The organism is Streptomyces sp. TRM68367 (assembly GCF_014495685.1).
Classification (GTDB): domain Bacteria; phylum Actinomycetota; class Actinomycetes; order Streptomycetales; family Streptomycetaceae; genus Streptomyces.
This window is the reverse complement of the sequence record NZ_JACTVI010000012.1, coordinates 17,490-41,470: the sequence shown is the minus strand read 5'-3', so window position 1 is coordinate 41,470 and position 23,981 is coordinate 17,490. Positions and strand designations below refer to the sequence as shown.

The 23,981-nt window shown below is 70.5% G+C and carries 16 protein-coding genes and 2 pseudogenes; 9 read left to right on the top strand and 9 right to left on the bottom strand.

What is annotated here, in order from left to right:
- Positions 1-187 precede the first annotated feature (187 nt).
- The 4 genes from H8R17_RS11295 (at position 188) to H8R17_RS11275 (ending at position 2,449) form a co-directional block, all read left to right on the top strand.
- Positions 188-1,039 (top strand): helix-turn-helix transcriptional regulator, encoded by an 852-nt coding sequence (locus tag H8R17_RS11295; RefSeq protein ID WP_187823016.1) that lies wholly within the window; start codon positions 188-190, stop codon positions 1,037-1,039.
- A gap of 10 nt (positions 1,040-1,049) precedes the next feature.
- Positions 1,050-1,247, top strand: a complete 198-nt coding sequence (locus H8R17_RS11290; RefSeq protein ID WP_187823015.1) for a DUF397 domain-containing protein — start codon at positions 1,050-1,052, stop codon at positions 1,245-1,247.
- A 171-nt stretch (positions 1,248-1,418) separates the two neighbouring features.
- The gene (locus tag H8R17_RS11280) at positions 1,419-2,126 is read left to right on the top strand and encodes a GNAT family N-acetyltransferase (RefSeq protein WP_399476592.1); all 708 of its coding nucleotides are present in this window, start codon (positions 1,419-1,421) and stop codon (positions 2,124-2,126) included.
- A gap of 134 nt (positions 2,127-2,260) precedes the next feature.
- Entirely contained in the window at positions 2,261-2,449 is a 189-nt protein-coding gene (locus tag H8R17_RS11275) for a hypothetical protein (RefSeq protein WP_187823014.1), read from the top strand.
- A 101-nt stretch (positions 2,450-2,550) separates the two neighbouring features.
- On the opposite strand, the gene H8R17_RS11270 is transcribed toward H8R17_RS11275, so the two are convergent.
- Positions 2,551-3,189, bottom strand: coding sequence for a TetR/AcrR family transcriptional regulator (locus tag H8R17_RS11270; protein WP_187823013.1), 639 nt, complete (start codon positions 3,187-3,189; stop codon positions 2,551-2,553).
- A gap of 283 nt (positions 3,190-3,472) precedes the next feature.
- On the opposite strand from H8R17_RS11270, the gene H8R17_RS11265 reads away from it, so the two are divergent.
- The 4 genes from H8R17_RS11265 to H8R17_RS11250 all read left to right on the top strand — a co-directional run bounded on the left by H8R17_RS11265 (position 3,473) and on the right by H8R17_RS11250 (position 9,249).
- A complete protein-coding gene (locus H8R17_RS11265) occupies positions 3,473-4,387 on the top strand; it encodes an ABC transporter permease (protein ID WP_187823012.1) in 915 nt (304 codons plus the stop codon).
- Positions 4,380-5,294, top strand: coding sequence for an ABC transporter ATP-binding protein (locus H8R17_RS11260; RefSeq protein WP_399476573.1), 915 nt, complete (start codon positions 4,380-4,382; stop codon positions 5,292-5,294). The genes H8R17_RS11265 and H8R17_RS11260 overlap by 8 nt, the downstream gene beginning before the upstream one ends.
- Before the next feature lie 92 nt (positions 5,295-5,386).
- Positions 5,387-7,591 (top strand): CDP-glycerol glycerophosphotransferase family protein, encoded by a 2,205-nt coding sequence (locus H8R17_RS11255; protein ID WP_399476571.1) that lies wholly within the window; start codon positions 5,387-5,389, stop codon positions 7,589-7,591.
- Positions 7,588-9,249: a glycosyltransferase family 2 protein gene (locus tag H8R17_RS11250; protein ID WP_187823011.1), complete on the top strand. Its 1,662-nt coding sequence runs from the start codon at positions 7,588-7,590 to the stop codon at positions 9,247-9,249. Before H8R17_RS11255 ends, H8R17_RS11250 begins: the two co-directional genes overlap by 4 nt.
- Positions 9,250-9,276: 27 nt before the next feature.
- Here H8R17_RS11250 and H8R17_RS11245 read toward each other — a convergent pair.
- From H8R17_RS11245 to H8R17_RS11215, 7 genes and pseudogenes are all read right to left on the bottom strand, one after another.
- Positions 9,277-9,941 (bottom strand): annotated as a pseudogene (locus H8R17_RS11245) (response regulator).
- Positions 9,942-10,129: 188 nt separating this feature from the next.
- Positions 10,130-10,837, bottom strand: a pseudogene (locus H8R17_RS11240) (histidine kinase); the annotation flags it as partial.
- Positions 10,838-10,900: 63 nt separating this feature from the next.
- A complete protein-coding gene (locus tag H8R17_RS11235; RefSeq protein WP_187823088.1) occupies positions 10,901-12,382 on the bottom strand; it encodes a hypothetical protein in 1,482 nt (493 codons plus the stop codon).
- Positions 12,366-12,824, bottom strand: coding sequence for a GtrA family protein (locus H8R17_RS11230; protein WP_187823010.1), 459 nt, complete (start codon positions 12,822-12,824; stop codon positions 12,366-12,368). The genes H8R17_RS11235 and H8R17_RS11230 overlap by 17 nt, the downstream gene beginning before the upstream one ends.
- Positions 12,825-12,937: 113 nt before the next feature.
- Entirely contained in the window at positions 12,938-17,875 is a 4,938-nt protein-coding gene (locus tag H8R17_RS11225; protein WP_187823009.1) for an NAD-glutamate dehydrogenase, read from the bottom strand.
- A 538-nt stretch (positions 17,876-18,413) separates the two neighbouring features.
- A complete protein-coding gene (locus tag H8R17_RS11220; protein WP_187823008.1) occupies positions 18,414-19,079 on the bottom strand; it encodes an HAD family hydrolase in 666 nt (221 codons plus the stop codon).
- Positions 19,080-19,177: 98 nt separating this feature from the next.
- Positions 19,178-19,693: a DUF6912 family protein gene (locus H8R17_RS11215; RefSeq protein ID WP_187823007.1), complete on the bottom strand. Its 516-nt coding sequence runs from the start codon at positions 19,691-19,693 to the stop codon at positions 19,178-19,180.
- A gap of 331 nt (positions 19,694-20,024) precedes the next feature.
- Between H8R17_RS11215 and H8R17_RS11210 the strand changes: the two genes are divergently transcribed.
- Complete coding sequence (locus H8R17_RS11210) at positions 20,025-20,774, top strand: Rv3235 family protein (RefSeq protein WP_187823006.1); 750 nt, start codon at positions 20,025-20,027, stop codon at positions 20,772-20,774.
- A 234-nt stretch (positions 20,775-21,008) separates the two neighbouring features.
- On the opposite strand, the gene secA is transcribed toward H8R17_RS11210, so the two are convergent.
- Positions 21,009-23,855 (bottom strand): preprotein translocase subunit SecA, encoded by a 2,847-nt coding sequence (secA, locus tag H8R17_RS11205; RefSeq protein WP_187823005.1) that lies wholly within the window; start codon positions 23,853-23,855, stop codon positions 21,009-21,011.
- Positions 23,856-23,981 lie beyond the last annotated feature (126 nt).

Below are 23,981 nucleotides of genomic sequence, written 5' to 3'. Positions count from 1 at the left end.
CCGGGGAAGCGGGTGAGTTGAGGCAGGCGGATACCATGCGCAACAGAGAGTACCGCCTACGTCACCGACAGTAGGGCGCAACCCATATGCACTGCAACCTATATGCCGAAAATGCCAGTCGGCCGAGTGACCCGTGCCATGCTGGCCCGGCACACTCGCACGCTGGACAGACCAGGGGACGCCAGAGATGCCGCTCAGGAGCAATCCCACCTACCGGCAGGAGCGATTGGGGGCCGAGCTGCGCAAGATGCGCGAACGCGCAGGCGTCACCGCGAGAGCCGCAGCCGCGCTGCTCAGCTCAAGCCCCATGTATCAGAGCCATGTCGAGAACGGCCGCAGCGGCATCAGCGAGGACCGCATTCGGCGCCTTGCCAGGCACTGCGCCTGTGACGACTCGGCGTACATCGATGCACTGGTCGGCATGGCTCTGGAGCGGGGCAAGGGCTGGTGGGAGGAGTACCGCGGCATCGTGGTGCCCGTCGGCCTCAACCTGGCGGAGCTGGAGCAGCACGCCGTACGCATCCAGACCTTTCAAATGGCGCACATTCCCGGCCTGTTGCAGACCGAGGATCACATGCGAGCGGCGTTCCGTTACGCATCCCCGGAGCTGACGCCCCAGGACCTGGAGGCGTATGTGGCGTTCCGTCTGCGCCGCCAGCACGTCATCACGGAGTCACCGGCGACACCGTACGAAGCGATCATCCACGAGGCTGCCCTGCGCATTCGCGTCGGTGGCCGCAAAACAGCCCACGCGCAGTTGGAGCGCATCCTTGAGCGCTCGGAGCTGGACCATGTGACCTTGCGCATCCTGCCCTTCGCCGCCGAGGACTTCGCCGGCGCCGGTCACTCGATGGATTACCTACACGGCGTTGCTCCCCAGCTGGACACCGTGCAGACCGAGACCGGTCACGGCAGTGTCTTCATTGATGCCGAGCCGCTGCTCAAGCAATACCGCAAGCGGTACGACAGGGTGGCAGGCTCAGCCTTGAACCCCGCCGAATCGCGGGACCTCATCGTCCACATGCTCCAGGAACTCTGAAAGGTGCGACATGACCACACCCCTCACTTGGCAGAAGTCCTCCTTCTCGGGCGGCGGCACAGGCGACAGCTGCGTCGAACTCGCCGACTCCCCCACGGCGATACACCTCCGCGAAAGCGACACCCCCACCACGATCCTCACCACCACTCCCACCGCCCTGTACGCCCTCCTGGCCACGCTCAAGAACGGCAACGACCTGCCGGGATGAGCGCCCCTCCCCAACGAACCGCGCCCTCGGCGCCGTCATCGGCTCCGCCGTAGGCGACGCCCTGGGTCCGCCCTTCGAGTCCGGGCCGGAGGGCGCCTCCTCGGCCCGCTTCCCGAAGCCCGGACACGGCGGCGAGATGAGCGGGGCGACCTCTGGGACACGGCCGCCGCACTGCACTTCCAGGTCGGTCAACGAGCCGCAGGCAACGGTGCCTTGATGCGCGCGACCACCTCAGCCGTCCACTTCGCCCGTCAGGGCAGAGACGCCACCATGGACGCCACCCGCCGCCTCGCCGCGCTCACGCACGGGGACCGGGATAAGTTGTCCGCCATGGCTGAACTCGGACCCGTCGCCTGGCCACCTGCCCCGATACGGACCGAACGGCTCGTGCTCCGTGAGTCCGAGGCCCGGGACCGTGCGGCGTTCATCGAGCTGTTCGCATCGCCAGAGGTGCGCACCTACCTCGGTGGCCCTCGACCGCGCGATGAGCTCGAACGCGCGGTGCCTGAGGTGCCCGGGCGGCGCCCTGGCCTTTTCGTGATCGATCTGGACGGAGCGGTGATCGGCACCATCTCGCTCGATCGGCGCGACGCAGAGCGTCCGGGTCACGTCCGTCCGGATGCAGGAGAGGCCGAGCTCGGATACATGTTCCTGCCGAAGGCGTGGGGCTGCGGGTCCGCCGCCGAGGCGTGCGCAGCGGCACTCGACTGGTTCGCCGACGCGTTCCCCAGCGAGCCGGTGGTGCTCTGCACCCAGACCGCCAACAACCGCTCGATGCGCGTCGCGACCAAGCTGGGGTTCACCGAGGTGGAGCGGTTCGAGGAGTACGGCGCCGAGCAGTGGTTCGGCGTGTGGTCCTCGGTCACGCCGTCCGCTTGAGCCTTCTTCTGGATCACCACGCGGACCAGTTGAAGATTACCCGCCACGTGCAATGCGGCCAGGTAGACGGTCGCGGAGCACGGCCAGGCGATCCCTTTCGTGGCCGCGAAACTGCACAGCTGTCCCGCCGGTGCGTGGTACCGGGCACCCGAGGAGGGCCGCCCCTGCTGGGCGCCGCGACCGGCGCCGAAGTGGCCCGGCTCTCGCAGCAGGCCGTCGACGCCGCAGCCGCCCTGCGCCACGGCACGGGAGGTCGGCGGTCCACGACCATCTACCTGGCCGCACTCCACATCGCGGGCATCTTCCTCTGGTCCGCCCGCTGATCCAGACGAAACCGCCTATGCCGGCGTCTTCTCCCCCCACCGCCCACGCAGCGACGCCGGCTCCGGCACCGATCAGCTGTGGCCGGTTGCGCGCAGCTCGCTCACAGCGCCTTGAGCGCCTGCGCGGTAGCCCGGGCCAGGGCATCCAGATAGCCCTTCGGGAGCTTCGGCGTACGAATCACCACCGAGCGCCAGTACAGAGGGCCGGAGATCAGGTCGAGGGCGAGGCTGTGGTCGGTGCCCTCGCGGACCTCGCCGCGCCGCTCCGCCGCCGTCACAATGCCGCTGGCGACCCCCTCCTGCCCCTCCCGCAGCGCCTTCTGCAGGGCCTCCGCGATCTCGGGGTTGCGGGCGGCCTCGGCCTGGAGGTCGGGGATGATCTGCGAGGCGACAGGGTGGCGCAGGGCACGGGCCGTCACCTCGTACAACAGCCGCAGATCGCCCTCCAGGGAGCCCGTGTCCGGCGCGGGCAGCCCCTGCACCGCGACGGCCGACACCAGGTCGAGCACCAGGTGCAGCTTCGAACGCCAGCGCCGGTACACCGCCGTCTTGCCGACCCCCGCACGGCGCGCGATCCCCTCGATGGACATCCGCGCATAGCCGACCGCCGCGAGCTCCTCGAAGACCGCCCCCCGGATGGCTTCCGTCACATCCTCCCGGAGCACGGCCGCCCCGGCGGGAGCCCGGCGGCGCGGACGCGTCCGGTGCTCGTCGGCGTTCGTCGTCATGCCGACCAGCATAGGGCGTAGCGACGATACGGGGCCGTCCTCACGCGCGCCCCGCTCCGCACGCCGCCTCACACGCTCCCTCACGGTGCCCCTCGTCACGCCCACCACCTCGCGCATCGTCACGACGAAACGGTTGCGTCCCGACGTCATTTCGGCCTACGCTCACGTTGCGACGATACGGTCCCGTCCCGACGTAAGAACTCGTGAAGAGTCACGTAAGGAAGCGCCGCCGGACGGGCCCGGCAGCCGCACACCCACCCCACCCCACCCCACCCCACGAGCGAAAGCAGCGGATGTGAGTCAGGTCCTCCACACACCGCCCCCGAGCCAGGTCCCGGCCGACGACGACCTCGCGGCCCTTGCCGCCCGCCACGGCCTGTCGGTCAGCGGCGCCCGCCCCTCGCTGCCGCAGTACGTCCGCCAGCTGTGGGCCCGCCGCCACTTCATCACCGCGTTCGCCACCGCCAAGCTCACCGCCCAGTACGCCCAGGCGAAGCTGGGCCAGGTCTGGCAGGTCATGACCCCGCTGTTGAACGCGGCGGTGTACTACTTCATCTTCGGCGTGCTACTGGGCACCAAGCGCGGCGTGCCGGACTACATCCCGTTCCTGGTCACGGGCGTGTTCATCTGGACGTTCACGCAGAGCTCGATCATGGCGGGCACCCGCGCCATCTCCGGCAACGTCGGCCTCGTCCGCGCCCTGCACTTCCCGCGCGCCGCACTGCCGCTGTCCTTCTGCCTGCAGCAGCTGCAGCAGCTGCTGTTCTCGATGGCCGCCCTGGTCGTGATCCTGCTCTGCTTCGGCGTGCCGATCGCCATCTCCTGGGTGCTGGCGGTCCCGGCCCTGGTGCTGCAGTTCACGTTCAACGCGGGCGTCTCGATGATCATGGCCCGGCTGGGCGCGAAGACGCCGGACATCGCCCAGCTGATGCCGTTCTTGCTGCGCACCTGGATGTACGTCTCGGGCGTGATGTGGAGCATCGACAAGCTGTCCAAGGGCGACCACATGCCGCACCTGGTGAAGATCATGCTGGAGACCAACCCGGCCGCTGTCTACATCGACCTCATGCGCTTCGCGCTCATCGACAGTTTCCACGCGAACCAGCTGCCCCCGCACGTGTGGGCGGCCGCAGTGGGCTGGGCGCTGCTCGCCGGCGTCGGTGGCTTCATCTACTTCTGGAAGGCTGAGGAGACGTACGGCCGTGGCTGAGTACACCGAGGGCATCGAGGGCATCGAGGGCAGGGTCGGCACGACGACCGGCGAGCAGATCCCCACCGTCGTCGTCGACGGCGTCGACATCGTCTACCGGATCAACGGCACCGGCGCCGGACGCGGCTCCGCGACCGTCGCCCTCAACCGCATGCTGCGCCGCAAGCAGGCCGAGAAGGCGGCAGGCGTGCGCACGGTGCACGCCGTCAAGAAGGTGTCGTTCGTCGCGTACAAGGGCGAGGCGGTCGGGCTGATCGGCACCAACGGCTCCGGCAAGTCGACCCTGCTGAAGGCGATCGCGGGCGTGCTGCCGGTGGAGAACGGCCGCATCTACACTGCGGGCCAGCCCTCCCTGCTCGGCGTGAACGCGGCCCTGATGAGCGACCTGACCGGTGAGCGCAACGTGCACCTCGGCGGCCTGGCCATGGGCATGTCCCGCGAGCAGGTCAGGGAGCGCTACCAGGACATCGTCGACTTCTCCGGCATCAACGAGAAGGGCGACTTCATCACCCTGCCGATGCGGACGTACTCCTCCGGCATGGCGGCCCGGCTGCGCTTCTCCATCGCCGCCGCCAAGGACCACGACGTCCTCCTCATCGACGAGGCCCTGGCCACCGGCGACCGCTCCTTCCAGAGGCGCTCGGAAGACCGCATCCGCGAGCTGCGTGAGCACGCGGGCACGGTGTTCCTGGTCAGCCACAACAACAAGTCGATCCGGGACACCTGCGACCGGGTGCTGTGGCTGGAGCGCGGCGAGCTGCGCATGGACGGGCCGACGGAGGAGGTGCTCGCGGAGTACGAGGCGTTCACGGGCGGCGCGGACAAGGCCGGGCCGAAGCCCGAGCCCGAACCCCGCAAACAGGAGCAAAGGGAACCTAACGCCGCGAAAGTCCCCCTTCCCTCATGAGGCGCAACTCAACTCACCTCGTTCATCACATTGATGGGACTATGACCGAATAGTCGCGCCGGGAGAGACAGAGGCGAAGGAGTTCCACCGTGATGCCCGAGATGCCGCAGACACCCCGGCTCAGCGTCATCGTCCACGGGCCGGACACCCAGGGCCACCTGGCCGGACTCCTCGACTCCCTGGCCGCCCACCCGCTCCCGGACACCGAGGTGATCGTCGCGGCGGTCGGCGACTGGGCCCGGGCGACGGCCGAGGCCCACGCGCCCGGCAGCGCCGGTGCCGTACTGCCCCTGCCGGACGGCACCGGCGACGCGGCGGCCCGGGCCGCGGGCGCCGCGCGGGCGTCCGGCGACTGGCTGCACTTCGTGCACGCCAAGGACGGGCTGCCCGCCGGCGCCCCGCGCATGGTCGCCGAGCGCGTCGCGGAACTGCCCGACACGGTCGACGTGCTGCTCCTGGACCACCTGCGCAGCACCTGGCGGACCTCGGGCCTGCCCTCCCCGGACGGCCCCCTCCTCGCCCGCGCGGGCCGCGCAGGCGACTGCGCGCCCCTGCTGCGCCTGACCCCGCTGCTCGGCACCCGCGTCCTGCGCACCGGCTTCTGGCGGGCGCACGAGGAGCGGCTCACCACGGACGACGAGCCGTTCGCCGCGTACGCCGCCCTCCTCCTCGCCGACGGCATGGCCTGCCTGCCGCACATCGCCTACGAGGACCGCCGCCCGCGGCCCGAGAGCCTCCCGCCGCTCACCCCCGAGCAGCGCTACGCCCTCGTCGACCGCTACGAGACCCTCCTCGACCTCACCCGGGACCGCCCCGCCGCGCACGCCGTCCTGTACAACGTCATGGTCCACGACCTGCTGCGCATCTTCGCCCGCTCGGCCATGCCGGACCCGGTGGCCCGCGAGTTCTTCCGGCGCGCCTCGCTCGCCGCGCTGCGCCGCCGCCCCGAGGGCTACCGCCCCCCGGCGGGATCGGAGGGCATCCGCCGCAGCCTCCTCGAACGGGGCGCCTACAGCCGCTACCGCGCCTTCCAGGCCGCCAACCGCACCCGCCGCGCCGCGAGGTCGACCCTGCGGACCGGCAAGCGCCAACTCGGCGCGCGGCTGCGTGACCACCAGTACCGCAGGGCCCTCGACCGCCCGGTCGACCCCCACCTGGCCGTCTTCGCCGCCTACTGGAACCGCGGCGTCACCTGCAACCCGGCCGCGATCGCCGCCGAGCTCGCGAAACGCGCCCCGCAGATCCGCCCGGTGTGGGTGGTGACCGCGCAGAACGCGCCGCTGCTCCCGCCCGGCACGGACCACGTCGTCCCCGGCACCCGCCGCTACTGGGAGGTGCTGGCGACCGCCCGGTACCTGGTCAACAACGTCAACTTCCCCAACGCGCTGGTCAAGCGCCCCGGCCAGATCCACCTCCAGACCCACCACGGCACCCCGCTCAAGCGAATGGGCGTGGACCAGATGCCGTTCCCGGCCGCCGCGCAGGGCATTGACTTCGGGGCCCTGCTGGAACGCGTCGACAAGTGGGACTACAGCCTCTCCGCCAACAGCCACACCACCCGCATGTGGCAGCGGGCCTACCCCGCCCGCTACACGTCCCTGGACTACGGCTATCCGCGCAACGACGTCTACTACAAGGCGACCGCTCAGGACATCCGCGCGATCCGCGCCCGCCTCGGCATCCAGCCCGGCCGCCGGGCCGTCCTCTACGCCCCGACCCACCGCGACTACGAAGCCGGCTGGACCCCCCGCCTGGACCTCGCCGCCCTCGCCGACCGCCTGGGCGAGAACACGGTCCTCCTGGTCCGCGGCCACTACTTCTACAACGGAACGGCGTCCCCCCTGACGGGCCTGCGCCGCACCGGCCGGATCGTCGACGTCTCCTCCTACGACCCGGTCGAGGACCTCTGCCTGGCCGCGGACGTCCTGGTCACGGACTACTCCTCGATCATGTTCGACTACGCCAACCTCGACCGCCCGATCGTCATCCACGCCGACGACTGGGACACCTACTGCACCACCCGCGGCGTCTACTTCGACCTCCTGGCCGAGCCACCGGGCCAGGTGTCCCGCACCCAGCAGGACCTCACCGAGATCCTCACCACCGACGCCTGGCGCGACGAGAGCGCGGCGAAGACGCGGGCCGTCTTCCGGCGCCGGTTCTGCGAGTACGACGACGGACGCGCCGCCGAGCGCGTCGTACGCCGGGTCTTCCTCGGCGCGGGCGAGGACTCGCTGCCCCCGGTCCTCCCGCTCGAGGACCGCACCCCCGCGCCGCGCCCGGAGGAGGCCGTATGACCCCCGACGTGACGGTCACCGTCATCGTCCACAACGACGCCGAACGCCTCCCCCGCGCGGTCGAGTCCGTCCGCCGCCAGACCCACGCGAACATCGAGATCGTCATCAGCGACGACCACTCCACGGACGACACCCCGGCGGTGGCCCGGCGGCTGGCGGCACAGGACGGCCGTATCCGTGTGTTGCGCATGCCGGAGAACAGCGGCGGATGCAGCGCCCCGCGCAACCGGGCGCTGGAGATCGCCCGGGCGCCGTACCTGATGTTCCTGGACAGCGACGACGAACTCCCGCCGGACGCGGTCGCGCTGCTGCTGGCCGCGCACCGCGAGCAGGAGATCGACTTCGCGATGGGCGCCGTACAGCGGATCCGGGTGGACAGCGGCCGCCGCTCGACCTGGATGCCGCACCTGGTCGCCGAGCGCCGCACGGTCCACGGCATCGAGTCCGAGCCGCGCCTGCTCTTCGAGCACCTGTCGACCAGCAAGATGTACGCCCGCGCCTTCCTCGACCGGCACGGTCTGCGCTTCCCCGAGGGCATCCACTACGAGGACCAGCTGTTCTCCGCGCAGGCGTACTGCCTGGCCAGGTCGTTCACGATCATCCCGGAGCCGGTCTACCGCTGGTACATAGCCCCGTACGCCGTCTCTGACGCAGCGTCGATATCGAACCAGCGGCACAGGCTCACCAACGTCCGCGACCGCATCCACGTCCAGCACCTCATCGACGACTTCCTGGCCGAGAGCGGGCACGCGGCGCTGCGCGAGGACAAGGACCACAAGTTCCTCAAGCACGACTTCCGGATGTACGCCGGGGACCTCCCCTACCGCGACGAGACCTGGCTGACGTCCTTCGCGGAGCTGATGAACCCCTACCTGGCCACCCTCGCCCCCGGCGCTTACGAACGTCTCCCGCGCGCCGAACGCGTCGTCCTCCAGCTGGTCCGCGACCTCCGCCTGCCCGAGGCACAGCTGGCGGCGCGCGGCCTCGGCCACGGCGTGGCACCGCGGCAGGTGACGACGGACGCGGAGGGCCGCACGTACTGGGGCGACCGGGTCCCGGACTCCGACCGGGCGCGCCGCGAACTGGACGTGACCGACCTGGAGCTGGACACGCGTCCCTTCCCCAGCGCCCAGTTCCGCCACGAGATCACGGACCTCACCCGAGGCCCGGGCGCCTCCCTCGACCTCACCGTCCGCACCTACGACCCAGCCCTGCGCCTCCCCGTCGGCCCCCACCGCGCCATCCTCCTCCTGGCCCCCGGCCGGCGCCGCCTCCGCGTCCCCTTCCGCCTCTCCCCGGTCAGCCCCGGCATCTTCGAGGGCCACGTCCACCTGGACCTCGCGACAGCCGCCCTCCCCCTCCAGGGCTTCGCCGGCACCCGCCACCCCGTGCTCCGCCTGGAACACCGGTCCCTCACCCACACGGGCCTGCTCCTGGCCCCTTTGTTCTTCCCGCCCTTCACCGCCCAGGTCGCCTACCGCAGCGGCACAGCGCCCCACCGGGTGACCGTCGAACCGGAGGGCCACGGCCCGGGCCGCCTCCAGGTGCGCTGGGAGCCGGTGGGGGTGACGGCGCGGGTGATCCGCCCGGTGGCACGGAAGGTGGCGCGGCCGAGGGTGCGGCGAGCGGCCCGGCTCGTGGCGAGCGCGTTGCGCTGAGCGGGATCGGCCTGGTGCCCAGTGGGGTCAGCCTGGTTCGCGTGGGGTAACGAGGCCGGACTCGTAGGCGAGGACCACGAGCTGGGCGCGGTCGCGGCCGTGGAGCTTGGCCATGGCCCGGTTGATGTGGGTCTTCGCGGTCAGCGGACTGATCACCATGCGGTCGGCGATCTGCTCGTTGGACAGCCCCTGCGCGACCAGGGCGACGGCCTCGCGTTCCCGGTTGGTCAGCTCCTCCAGGTTCGTGCCTGTCCCGATGCCGAGCGGCTGGGTGACGTACCGGTGGATGAGCTTGCGGGTGACCGAGGGCGCCAGCAGTGCGTCACCGCGCGCGGCGACTCGTACGCCGTGCAGGAAGTCCTCCGGATGGATGTCCTTGACGATGAATCCGGCTGCGCCGGCGCGCAGGGCATCGAAGACGTACTCGTCGAAGCAGTAGTTGGTCAGGATGACGACGTGCACCCCGGACAGGGCCGGGTCCGCGGCGGTGCGGCGGGTCGCCTCGATGCCGTCCATGACCGGCATCTGGACGTCGACGAGCGCGACATCGGGCAGGTGCTCCCGGGCGAGCGCCAGCCCCTCCTCGCCGTCGGAGGCTCGGCCACCACGTCGATGTCGTCCTCGGCGCCCAGGAGCGCGCGGAATCCACTGCGCAGGAGGGGCTGGTCGTCGACCAGGAGGACGCGGATCATGAGGGGTGGTCCCTGGGGGTTGGCGTGCGGTGTGCGGGAGTCGGCGTGCGGTCGACGGGAGGCGCCGTACGGTCTACGGGAGTCGGCGTCAGGTCCATGGGGGCAGGCGTACGGTCCACGGGAGCCGGCGTCAGATTTGTCGGGGTCGGCGTACGGTCCCCCGGAGTCGATGTCCTGTCGACGAGAGCCGATGTCCTGTCCAGGGGAATCTCGCCCTGGACGGTGAAGCCGCCCTCGCTGCGCGGCCCGGCGTGCAGCCGACCGCCCAGGGCGGTGACGCGCTCGCGCATCCCGAGCAGCCCGACGCCGGAAGCCGGGACGGCGGGGCCCGGTGCGCCGCCCCGGGCCGCCTCACCGCCGGCCTGCTGGATCGCCAGCAGGGCCTCCGGCACGTCCTCGCCCCGCCTGCGGGCGAGGTGGACGGCGACTTCGGCCTGCACCTTGACGACCGAGATCTGGTGGGTGAGCGAGTCGTGCAGTTCCCGCGCGATGTGCAGCCGCTCCTCGTCGGCGCGGTGCCGTGCGGCCTCCTCCCGGGTGCGCTCGGCCTCGTCCGCCCGCCGCTCGGCCTGCCGCAGCGCCTCGCCTGCGGCACCCGCGGCGATCAGCCAGGCGACCTCCAGGGCACCGCGGGCCTGCGCGAACGCCTCCCCGGTGTCGTGCAGCCCCGAGGCCAGCGCGGCGAGCGGAAGCGCGGCCCGCAGGGCCACGGTCGCCGCCACGGTGACGATGTGGTGTCCGGCCCGTACGGCGGCGTACACCGCGAACAGGTAGGCGACGGCCGGCACGTCGAATCCGGCCGCCTGATACCCCACCGCGCACACCCCGGTGACGACCAGAACGCCAACCGGGGCCCGCCGCCGCCCGGCCAACGCCAGACCGCCGACCGTCAGCACGGGACGGGTAGGGGCGGCGGGGGCGAAACAAGCCCAGGCCCACACGAACGCCGAACACCCTCCTCACCGCACCACCGCGTACAACACCTGCCCACCCGGCCCCCGAGCCACCTCCCGCAGCCCTCCAACCCCCTGCAGCCCATCCCCCCGATCCACCACCCACCGCACCCCGTACTCCCGCAGAATCTCCCCCCGCTCCTCCCCCGACACCCCCACCCCGAAGTACCTCCGCACCGCCGCCTCCCTCCGCCCCGCATCCGGCAGAAAGAAGTCGGGATACCCCGGCGCGACGGTATACGCCCCGTACGCCGGAATCTGCCGCGCCGGAAACGTGCGCGCCATGACCACGTCCCCGTACTTCACCCACGGCGTGATCCACTGGTACCCCACCCACGGCACCCGGTACTTCGCCGCCACGATCCCCGGCAGATCCCCCCGCGGCACGACGTACCCCACCGTCCCCGCCTGCGTCCACGCCCCCACAGCCAACGCCCCCGCCAGCACCGAGGCCCACCCCGCCCGCACCACCCCCCGGCGGCCAGCCACGACCTCCACCGCCTCCACCCCCGCCGCAACCTGCGCCGGAATCAGCGCGGCCGGCAACGCCCGCCCCCACGAGTAGTGCCCACTCACCCCACCCGCCGCGAACACCAGCACCCCCAGCACGAAGAAGATCACCAAGGGATCCCACCGGTCCCGCCGCCACCGCAGCCCCAACGCCACCACACCGACCAGCACCAGCCAGTACCGCCCGAGCAGATCCCGGTACAGCGGCCGGTGCACCGCCTCCAGATCCGCCCCGGCACCGAACAGCGCGAAGAAGTCGTAGTACGGCCACACCGCCAGTACCAACACCCCCGCCACCAGCCCGGCCCCCAACCGCACCCACACCCCCCGCCCGGGCCGCGCAGCGACCACCGTGGCGAGCGCCCCCAGCGAGGCCACGACCCCCGAGAACTGGTGGCACAGCAGAATCACCGCCCACAGCGCCCCCAGACCGAGCCACACCCCCCACCCGGCCCCCACTCCCGCCCGCAGCGCCCCCGCCAGCCACGCCCAGAAGTGAAACGCGAGCCCGAGCGCGAACACACTCGGATACGACACGGTCAGCGCGAGCGAGTTCAGCCCGAGAAGCCCGCTCCAGTTGAACAGGGCCGTGCCCCACAGGAACACCAGGCTCAGCAGCACCAGCGCGGGCGCCGCCCGATGCGCGCTCAGCACCCGCACGTACCGCCAGGCCCCGGAGACGAGCAGCCCGAGCCCCACCAGCGCGCCGATACGCAGCACCAGGAACACCGACAGCCCGCTCACCCGCGCCACGCAGCCGAGCAGGAGCATCCACGGCGAGTAGTACGGACTCGGCGTGTCGGCGTCGACCAGCGGATTCCCGGGGTCGACAAGGCTGTGCCGCAGCCGTTCGACGGTCGCCGCATGCATCCCGAGGTCACCGGCCCACGGCAGCCGCACGATCACCAGAAGCAGCAGCAGGACGACGACCGCGGCCCCCGCCTGCGCCACGACCGCCGGTCTAACCGCGGCGCGCATCATGCTGGAACACCCAGGTCCGGTAAACGAGGAAGCGGAACGCGGAGGCGAGGACGATCGACAGGGCCTTCACCAGATTCGACTGGAGGGGCCCGTGCAGTCCGAGGCCGTGATATCCGACGTAGAACAGGCCGCTCTCCATGGCGACCCCGATTCCGCTGAAGACGAAGAACAGCACGATCTGGCGGTGGGTGCGCGCGGCCCGGTCCCGGTAGGTGAAATACCGGAAGCCCAGGTAATTGCTGCCCATGGCGAGGAGGCTGGCCAGCACGGTCGCCACCATGGCGGGCCAGGCGAGGCCGTGCAGCAGCAGATTGAAGACGAGGAAATTCACCGCGACGCCGCTGCCGCCGACGACCCCGAAGTTCACCACTTCGAGTACGACGCGCTTCACCGGCCGGGGAGGAGCGATCACCCGCTCCTCGGACACGTTGACAGTCACCCAGTAAGCCTTAGCCGGAAACGGTAAGTCCTCCACTCGATTCCTCCTAAGGCACGCCTAGAGAAAGGCGCCCCGAGCCGTTTCCGGCCCGGGGCGCCTTCAATGCCGTACGGCTACGAATGCGTCCGCAGCAACGTCCGCATCGTCCGCATCGCCACCGAAAGATTGGCGAGGTCGAACGACTCCGAGCTGCGGATCTCCTCCAGCGTCGTCCGCGCCCGGCCCAGGATCGCCGCGTTCTTCTGCTCCCACACCTTGTAGCGCTGCTCGGGCGTCGCGGACCCGTCGGCCGCCGCGAGTACGTCCGCCGTCAGCGCCGAGTGCGCCGCGTACAGGTCCTCGCGGATCGCCGCGCGGGCCATGGACTGCCAGCGGTCGGCGCGGGGCAGCTCAATGATGCGGTCCATCAGCTGGGTGATCCGCAGCCGGTCGGCGAGGTCGTAGTAGACCTCGGCGACCTCCAGCGGCTTCCGGCCCATGCGGTCGGCGACCGAGACGATGTCCAGGCTCGGGAAGGCGGAGGAGAACCCGGCCACCCGGGTGGCGAGCTCCTCCGGGACGCCGGCGCCGGTCAGCTCGTCGCAGATCCGCTGGTACCACTCCAGGTCCGCGCCGCGCAGCAGCTTCGGCAGCTGGGACCACACCTGTTCGACGCCCTCGGCGAAGAAGCCGACGGTCTCGGCGAGCTGGAGCGGCTGCGGCCGGTTGTTGAGCAGCCAGCGCGTGCCGCGCTCCACCAGGCGGCGCGAGTGCAGGCGGATACGGGTCTGCACGGCGGCCTCGACCCTGTTGTCGAGCGCCTCGACCCCGTCCCACACAGCCGCCGCGCGGAAGATCACGCGCGCCGCGGTCTGCGCCCGCACGATCTCCTCCAGCGAGGCGCCGGTCTCCTCGCGCAGCCGGTGCAGATACGTCGTACCGCCCGTGTTGACCGTGTCGTTGACCAGGACGGTCGTGGTGATCTCGCGGTGCAGCGGGTGGCCGTCGATGCGGTCGGGGAACTGCTCCTGCAGGGCCGTCGGGAAGTACGCGTGCAGCAGGCTGCGCAGGTACGGGTCGTCGGGCAGCGAGGTGTGCAGTAGCTCCTCGGCGACCGTGATCTTCGTGTACGCCAGCAGGACGGCCGTCTCCGGGCTGGTCAGGCCCTGGCCCGCGCCGAGGCGCTCGCGGATCTGGCGGTCGGTGGGCAGGAACTCCAGCGCCCGGTTGAGGTGGCCCTCGCGCACCAGGTGCTTCATGAAGCGCTGCTGGGCGTGGAGCATGTCCTTGGACTGGGCGAGCGCGTTGGCGATGGCCGTGTTCTGCGCGTAGTTGTTGCGCAGGACCAGGCGGCCGACCTCGTCGGTCATCTCGGCGAGCAGCTTGTTGCGCTGCTTGACGGTCATGTCGCCGTCCGCGACGAGCCCGTTGAGCAGGATCTTGATGTTGACCTCGTGGTCGGAGGTGTCCACGCCCGCGCTGTTGTCGATGGCGTCGGTGTTGACCCGGCCGCCGTGCATCGCGAACTCGATCCGGCCGAGCTGGGTCAGGCCCAGGTTGCCGCCCTCGCCGACGACCTTGACGCGCAGGTCCTTGCCGTCGACGCGGATGGCGTCGTTGGCCTTGTCGCCGACGTCGGCGTTGGTTTCCACGCCGGACTTCACGTACGTGCCGATGCCGCCGTTCCACAGCAGGTCCACCGGCGCCTGCAGGATCGCCTTCATCAGGTCGGCCGGGGTGATCTTGGAGACCTTGCCCTCGATGCCCAGGGCCCGCCGGATGTGGCTGTTGAGCTGGATCGCCTTGGCGCTGCGCGGGAAGACGCCGCCGCCCGCCGAGATCAGCTCCTTGTCGTAGTCGGCCCAGGAGCTGCGCGGCAGTTCGAAGACGCGGCGCCGCTCGGCGTACGAGGTGGCCGCGTCCGGGTTCGGGTCGATGAAGATGTGCCGGTGGTCGAAGGCGGCGACCAGGCGGATGTGCTCGCTGAGCAGCATGCCGTTGCCGAACACGTCACCGGACATGTCGCCGATGCCGACGACCATGAAGTCCTCGCTCTGCGTGTCCACGCCCAGCTCCCGGAAGTGCCGCTTGACGGACTCCCAGGCGCCGCGGGCGGTGATCCCCATGCCCTTGTGGTCGTAGCCGGCCGAGCCGCCGGAGGCGAAGGCGTCGCCGAGCCAGAAGTTGTACTTCTCGGCGACCTCGTTGGCGATGTCGGAGAAGGTCGCGGTGCCCTTGTCGGCGGCGACGACGAGGTAGGTGTCGTCCTCGTCGTGCCGGACGACGTCGGCGGGCGGGACGACCTCCCCGGCCACCATGTTGTCGGTGATGTCGAGCAGCGCCGAGATGAACGTCTTGTACGAGGCGACGCCCTCGGCCAGCCACGCGTCCCGGTCCACGGACGGATCCGGCAGCTGCTTGGCCACGAACCCGCCCTTGGCGCCGACCGGCACGATAACGGTGTTCTTCACCATCTGCGCCTTGACCAGCCCGAGGATCTCGGTCCGGAAGTCCTCCCGGCGGTCGGACCACCTCAGGCCGCCGCGCGCGACCTTGCCGAACCGCAGGTGGACACCCTCCACCCGCGGCGAGTACACCCAGATCTCGTACGCCGGCCGCGGCGCCGGCAGATCCGGGATCGCCTGCGGGTCGAACTTCATGGAGACGTACGCGTGCGGCCTGCCGCCCGCCGCCTCCTGGAAGAAGTTCGTCCGCAGCGTCGCCCTGATGACGGTGAGGAAGGACCGCAGGATCCGGTCCTCGTCGAGGGAGGCCACCTGGTCGAGGGCCGCGTCGACCTCTTCGAGCAGCGCGTCCACGATCTCGCGCCCGGCGCGCTGCCGTTCCGGCGACATCCGCGCCTCGAACAGGGAGACGAGCAGCCGGGTGGTGTGGACGTTGTTGCGGAGGGTGTCCTCCATGTAGTCCTGGCTGAACGTGGACCCGGCCTGCCGCAGGTACTTGGCGTACGCCCGCAGCACCGTCGCCTGCCGCCAACTCAGCCCGGCGCGCAGCACCAGCGCGTTGAAGCCGTCGTTCTCCGCCTTGCCGGTCCAGGTGGCGGCGAAGGCGTCCTGGAACCGCTCGCGGGCGTCGTCACCGGAGTAGTCACTGCCGTTCTTCGGCTTGGGCATGCGCAGCCCGAAGTCGTAGATCCAGGCGACGCTGCGGTCCGCGCAGCGCAGCTCGTACGGCCGCTCGTCGACGACTTCGACGCCGAGCCGCTGCAGCACGGGCAGGACGGCGCTGAGGGAGATGGAGTCACCCTTGCGGTAGATCTTGAACCGGCGCTCCTCCGGCGTCGCGCCCACCGGCTCGTACAGGCTGAGCGCGAAGTTGTGCTCCTCGCTGAGCTGTTCCAGATGGACGAGGTCGGCGACGGCGGCGCGCGGACTGTGGTCGGCCTTGTAGCCCTCGGGGAAGGCGTTGTTGTACCGGCGCAGCAGCTCCGCCGCCTTCTCCTCGCCGAGTTCGGCGTTGAGCGCCTCGCCGAACCCGTCGGCCCAGGAGCGGGCGGCCTCCACCAGCCGCGCCTCGATGCGCTCCTTGTCGGAGTCGGACAGCTGCGGCAGCTCGGTGCCCTGCGGGACGCGGACCACGAAGTGCAGCCGGGAGAGGATCGACTCGGTGTTCCAGGCGGTGAAGTCGACGCTGATCCCGCCGAGCTCCTCCTTCAGGATGTCGATGATCCTCAGCCGCACCCCGGTCGTGTACCGGTCGCGCGGCAGGTAGACCAGCGCGGAGTAGTACCGCCCGTACTCGTCCTGCCGCAGATAGAGCCGAAGCCGCCGCCGCTCCTGGAGGTAGAGCACGGAGGTGACGATGGACTGGAGTTCGTCGACGGGCGTCTGGAACAGCTCGTCGCGCGGATAGGTCTCCAGGATCTGCAGCAGATCGCGCCCGTCGTGGCTGTTGGGCAGGAACCCGGCCCGCTCCAGCACCTCCTGCACCTTGCGCCGGATGACCGGAACCCGGCGCACGGACTCGGTGTACGCGGCCGAGGAGAACAGTCCCAGGAACCGCCGCTCCCCGACGACCTCCCCGTTCGCGTCGAACTTCTTGACGCCGATGTAGTCCAGGTACGACGGCCGGTGCACGGTCGCCCGGCTGTTGGCCTTGGTCAGCACGAGCAGCTTGTGCTCGCGGGCCTTGCGGCGCGCGTCGGCCGGCAGCCGCTCGAAGGACGGGCTGACGGGGTGGGCGTCCTCACCGGCGTGGTGCGGATCGGCCCGCAGAATCCCCAGCCCCGTCCCCGGCACGGCGGCCAGCGAGTCGTCGCCGCGCAGCTCGTACTCGCGGTACCCGAGGAAGGTGAAGTGGTCGTCGGCCAGCCAGCGCAGCAGCTCACGGGCCTCGTCGACCTGCGGCCCCGGCAGATCGCCCGGAACGGGCTCCTCCAGCAGCCCGTCGGCGAGCCGGGTCGCCGCGTCCCGCATCTTCTCCCAATCCTCGACGGCCTCCCGGGCGTCGGACAGGACGCGCAGCAGGTCGGCGGTGATCTGCTTCAGATCGGCGCGGTCGGTCTCGCGGTCGATCTCGACGTGGATCCAGGACTCGGTGTGCGCGTCGTGCGGACGGTCGCCGTCCTCCGGGTCGCTGAGCACCTCGATGAGCTGACCGGTGACATCGCGCCGCGCGATGAACAGGGGGTGGATGACGACATGGATCCCCCGCCCCTGCCGTGTCAGCTCATTGGTGACGGAGTCGACGAGGAACGGCATGTCATCGGTCACCACCTCAACCACGGTGTGGCTGCACGTCCAGCCGTTCTCCTCCACGGTCGGGGTGTGGACCCGCACGTTGGCCGTGCCCTGGGGGCGGTTCTCGGCCAGCCGGTAGTGCGATACGGCGGCTCCGAAGACGTCGACCGGGTCGCGGTCGGTGAGGTCCTCCGGGGCGGTGTGCCGGTAGTAGCGCTGGAGGAACGCGAGCACGGATTCGCGGTCCGGGGTCTCCGGGGTGTCCTCGCCCGTCGTCCCAGTCGGTAGGTGCCCCCCGACCGGGCTGTTCTCAGCTACCCGGGCGGCCCTTTCGAGCAGCTCGGCCTTTGCTTCGTCCAGCTTGGTCTGCATTGTCCTCTGGCTCCTGTCGCGCGCCGTTGCGTGACGTAGAAGGAAGTACGGTCTCCGCCCTTCCGACGCAACGCCTCGACGCGGGGTGTCCGGTCTGCTTCGACGCTATGCCGCAGGGGGAGCGGAGCGGGGGTGTCTGAGCCGTTTTTTGAGTTCGCCGACAGGTGTGACGCTGCTCGCGGCACCGTCCCGACCCCGGCCCTGCCCGGCTCCCCGGGAACCCTTGACGTCCCGGCCCACCCCCGAAGACCAGCGACCGCCACCCGGCCACGGATGTCATCCGCAGACCCCGGGCGCAAGGCAGGGACACCGAGGCCCCCGCGAGCTATCGCGCTGATCACGCCACTAAGGCTATCGCTCCTTACAGGGGGCCCGTCATGAGCCGTATGTGTACAAAACAGGGGCTGGAAGTTTGACGTTCTGCACAGTGCGGTGGGAGGGGGAGGGCGAATGGCGGCGGCCCAGGGGGCGGAGCACCTGCCGGGTCCGTGGCGGAGCCCCAGCCACAACACCGTGCCGTCGAGCAAACAGCCCCCGGTCACATCGCCAACCGCTCCGCCTCCGCAACGGCCTCACCCAACGTATCCACCACCGGCACCCCCACTCCCTCAAGGCTCGCCCGGCTGTGCGAACCGCCGGCATACAGCACCGCCCGCGCCCCCACACTCCGCGCGGCCACCGCGTCATCCGCCGCATCCCCGATCACCACGGTCCGCGCGGCCACCACCCCACTTAACGCTCCGAGATGCCGCACCATGTGCTCCGCCTTACTGCCCCCGGACGGCCCGGTCCGCCCGTCCACCCGTATGAAGTGCGCCTCGATCCCGAACCTCCGCACCAGCGGAACAAGCTCCTCATGCCCGTACATGCTCAGCAGCGACTGACTGTGCCCCGCCGACCGCCACTCCGCGAGCAGCTGCGCCGCCCCGTCGGCAAGCCCGCACCGCACCCGATGTTCGTCGTAGTACCGATGGAACGTCTCGTCCATGACCTCCCACTCGGCCTCGGTCGGCAGCCGCCCCATCAACCGCTCGTAGAACTTCGGCACCGGCACGCAGTACAGCTCCCGGTACTGCTCCAGCGTGATCTGCTCCAGCCCCAGCTCGCCGAACGCCGCGTTCGTCGCCCCGATCACCGCGTCAATGTCGTGGAACAGCGTCCCGTTCCAGTCCCAGACAATGTGCGCGCCTACCTGCTTCCCCATGCCAAAAACCGTACCCGCCCCCACTGACAATCAAGGAAACCCCAGTCCAGACCGGCCCCAACCCACCACAGCCCCCATCCCGGACCGCGAACCGCGACTCAGCCCCCGAGCCCCACCAGATTCGCGATCTCCTGCGTCGCGTACCACAGCAGCTCGTGGTCCTCGGCCCCGTCCACGACGAACTGCGCATCGTCGTCCCCGGCATCCGCCGCCCCCAACGCCTCCGCCGCCGCGGCAACGTCCCCTTCCGCATCCCCCGCATCGACATGCACCGACGCCGCCTTGCCCAGCGGCACGGCACCCTCCACCCGCACCTCACCCAGCGCCGCCGGATCCAGCCCCCGGTCGGGGTCCGCACTCGCCGCCGCGTCGGCCACGTCCACGGCCACCACGACCCGGCGCCGAGGCGCCCCGCGGTCGGCCGCCAGCAGCCGCAGCGAGGCCTGCGCGGCCCGGTTCAGCGCCGCGTACTCCAGCTCCTCGATGTCGTCGGAGAGATACCACTCGCGCAACGCGGGCGTGACGGCGTACGCGACGAGCGGTCCGGGCCCCAGCTCACCCGTCTTGTACGCCTCGGCGAGACCGGAGAGGGTCAGGGGGACGTAGACGCGCATGGCTGGCCGCTTTCGTGGTCGGAGGGCTCCGCATAACACCCCCGGGAAGAGAGGACCCGCGTCTCCCGGAGGCCTTCAGGATACGTGCGGGAGTCCCCTTTCGGGTCCCTGCCCGCCCCCGTCGAGGCGTCCACCTCCGTCCCCGGAACTCACCCCCGCCACCCGCCCCAGCGCGGGCTTCCACCCCCTCCGGTCACCCTGATAGGTGAACCCTCCGGCCACCCCGACCCGCACTCGCGGTTCCTTGCCCCCGCCCGCTTCGGCCCCGTACAAGATCACCAACCACGAAGTTACTGCCCGGTACCATCCGGGCCGCCGAACGGGGACTCCCATGCACAAGGTCATGACCAGGGCGCAGAACCGACCGGGCACCCGCCCGCCGAGCCGCCGCGACCCCCGCCGCCCCGGCGGCACCCCGCCCCGCGCCCCCGGCTCGGGCACGCTCTCCACGACGCCGGGCGACGGCCGCCCACCGGGACGCGCCACCGCCCTCCACACCAGGCCGGCAGACACCCGCCCACCGGCTTCCCCCAACGCCACCACCCCTCGATCACTCCCGACGGCTCCCCGAACCACAGGCACCGCTTCCGGGACTCCCACCACCTCCCGGGCCACCGGCATCACCCCCCGACAGGCCCCCACCACCGCCCGCAGCGGCACCGGGACCACACCCCGGCCGACGTCCCCGGCCGCCGCCCCGGTCGTCCCCGCTCAGACCCCACGCCGCCCCATCCCGCAACCCCGCCCCACCGACCTCTTCGCCGAGCGTCTCCTCGCGGTTCTGAGCGGCCAACGCCCCGTCCACGCGATGCTCCGCCACACCGTGGGCCGTGCCTACGACGAACTGGCCTGGCTGGCCGAACGCGGCCCCCTGCGCACCACGCGCGGCACCCGCCCCGTCGTCCGCGACATCGGCTACTTCATGCCGTGCCCCGGCGCCATCGAGGCCTTTGCCCGCATCGGCGCCGGCGACCGGCTGCGCGCCATGGCCTTCCGCCTGGAACTGGGCCAGGACCTGCGCTGGCGCTGCACAGCGGTGGAACTGGGCGGCCCCCGCCCACCCCACACGAACGTCGACTGACCGACCGCACGCCCACAGGGAACCGTCCGCACGCACCCGCGCACACCGAAGGGCCGGGCACCCAGAAATGCCCGGCCCTTCACACCTCAGCCGCGACGCCCGAGCCGACCGCGATGCCCCGGACTCGACCCGAGCCACACGAACCGATCACGCCAGCTCACGCGGCACAAGACAGGAGCCTCGCACGCGTACCGCACCGACAGGGTGCAGGCCGCCCGCAGGGCCCCGCCCGCGTCACTTCTTACGACGCCGCCCGCCCCGCGCCTGCTTGCGGCGCTCCGCGCGCGTGAGGCCGTCGGCCGGGGAGCGCACGGGCTCGTCGTCGGTGGTGAAGTCGCCCTCGATGGTGCCGCCCTCGCCGTCGACCGTCGGCGCGGAGAAGTGCAGGTTCCGCCGCTGCGGGGCGTCCAGCCCCTTGGCGCGGATCTCCGGGCGGGCGCCCGCCTGCGCCGGCACAGCGTCCTTCTTCTCCAGATCGGCCACCGGCTTGGTGTCCTCTACCGGGACCTCCTCGACCTGCTGCTCGACCTGGACCTCCAGGTTGAACAGGTAGCCGACGGACTCCTCCTTGATGCCCTCCATCATCGCGGTGAACATGTCGAAGCCCTCGCGCTGGTACTCGACCAGTGGGTCCTTCTGGGCCATCGCGCGCAGGCCGATGCCCTCCTGGAGGTAGTCCATCTCGTAGAGGTGCTCGCGCCACTTGCGGTCCAGGACCGACAGCACGACCCGGCGCTCCAGCTCCCGCATGATCTCGGAGCCGAGCTGCTCCTCACGCGCCTGGTACTGCTCGTGGATGTCGTCCTTGATGGAGTCCGAGATGTAGTCGGCGGTCAGCCCGGCCCGGTCGCCGGCCGCCTCCTCCAGCTCCTCGATGGTGACCTTCACCGGGTACAGCTGCTTGAAGGCGCCCCAGAGCCGGTCCAGGTCCCAGTCCTCGGGGAAGCCCTCGGCGGTCTCGGCCTGGATGTAGGCGTCGATCGTGTCGTCCATGAAGTGGTGGATCTGCTCCTGCAGGTCCTCGCCCTCCAGGACGCGGCGCCGCTCGCCGTAGATGACCTCGCGCTGCCGGTTGAGGACCTCGTCGTACTTCAGGACGTTCTTACGGGTCTCGAAGTTCTGCGTCTCGACCTGCGACTGGGCGGAGGCGATCGCGCGCGTGACCATCTTGTTTTCGATCGGCACGTCGTCCGGGACGTTCGCCATCGACATCACGCGCTCGACCATCTGGGCCTTGAACAGCCGCATCAGGTCGTCGCCCAGAGAGAGGTAGAAGCGGGACTCGCCGGGGTCGCCCTGCCGGCCGGAACGGCCGCGCAGCTGGTTGTCGATCCGCCGCGACTCGTGCCGCTCGGTGCCCAGCACGTACAGCCCGCCGAACGACTCGACCTCCTCCTTCTCGGCCTTGACCGCCGCCTCGGCCCGCTTGAGCGCCTCGGGCAGGGCCACGGCCCACTCCTCGATGTGCTCCTCCGGGTCGAGACCGCGCTGGCGCAGCTCCGCCTCGGCAAGGTGCTGAGGGTTGCCGCCGAGCATGATGTCCGTACCACGGCCGGCCATGTTCGTGGCCACGGTCACGGAGCCCTTGCGGCCGGCCTGGGCGACGATCTGCGCCTCACGGTCGTGCTGCTTGGCGTTCAGCACCTCGTGCTGGATACCGCGCTTGCTGAGCTGCTGCGAGAGGTACTCGGACTTCTCGACCGAGGTGGTGCCGACGAGGATCGGCTGGCCCTTCTCGTGCTTCTCGGCGATGTCGTCGACGACCGCCTCGAACTTGGCGACCTCGGTGCGGTAGATCAGGTCCGACTGGTCCGCGCGGACCATCGGCCGGTTCGTCGGGATCGGGACCACGCCGAGCTTGTAGATCTGGTGGAACTCGGCGGCCTCGGTCATCGCCGTACCGGTCATGCCGGACAGGCCGGGCACTTCCTTGCCGTCGTGGTCGTGGCGCTTGTACAGGCGGAAGAAGTTCTGGAGGGTGATCGTGGCGAGCGTCTGGTTCTCGTCCTTGATCGGCACGCCTTCCTTCGCCTCGATCGCCTGGTGCATGCCCTCGTTGTAGCGGCGGCCGGCGAGGATACGGCCGGTGTGCTCATCGACGATCATGACTTCGTCGTCGATGATGACGTAGTCCTTGTCGCGCTTGAAGAGCTCCTTGGCCTTGATGGCGTTGTTCAGGTAGCCGACGAGCGGGGTGTTCACCGACTCGTAGAGGTTGTCGATGCCGAGCCAGTCCTCGACCTTGGTGACGCCGGGCTCGTGGATGGCGACCGTGCGCTTCTTCTCGTCGACGTCGTAGTCGCCGGTCTCCTCGATGCCCTTCAGGGGGTTTCCGGCCTCGCCGCGCTTGAGGCGCGTGACCAGCTTGGCGAAGTCGCCGTACCACTTGGTGGCCTGGTCGGCCGGGCCGGAGATGATCAGCGGCGTACGGGCCTCGTCGATGAGGATGGAGTCGACTTCGTCGACGATGGCGAAGTTGTGGCCACGCTGGACGAGCTCCTCCTTCGACCACGCCATGTTGTCGCGCAGGTAGTCGAAGCCGAACTCGTTGTTCGTGCCGTACGTGATGTCGCACGCGTACTGCTCGCGGCGCTGGGCCGGCGTCATGTTGGCCAGAATGCAGCCCACGTTCAGGCCGAGGAACCGGTGGACGCGGCCCATCATCTCGGAGTCGCGCTCGGCCAGGTAGTCGTTGACCGTGATGATGTGGACGCCCTCGCCGGACAGGGCGTTGAGATACGCGGGCAGCGTGCCGACGAGGGTCTTGCCCTCACCGGTCTTCATCTCGGCCACGTAGCCCATGTGCAGGGCGGCGCCGCCCATGATCTGCACGTCGTAGTGCCGCTGGCCGAGGACGCGCTTGGCGGCTTCTCGGACGGTGGCGTACGCCTCGGGCAGCAGGTCGTCCAGGCTCTCACCGTCTGCGTAGCGCTGCTTGTACTCATCGGTGAGGGCCCGCAGCTCGGCGTCGGAGAGGTCGACGAAGTCCTCTTCGATGGAGTTGACCTGGTCCGCGATGCGGTGCAGCCTGCGCAGGATCTTGCCTTCGCCTGCACGCATGATCTTCGAGAGGACGGACACGGGGGTTGGTCTCCTTGCCGGTCGGGCCTGGGACGGTCGGTTACTACTTGACTCATTGAGCAACGGCCATCGTATGCGAGGACCCCACCGCGCCGGGAGGGCCCGCCATGACAGCGACCGTCCACT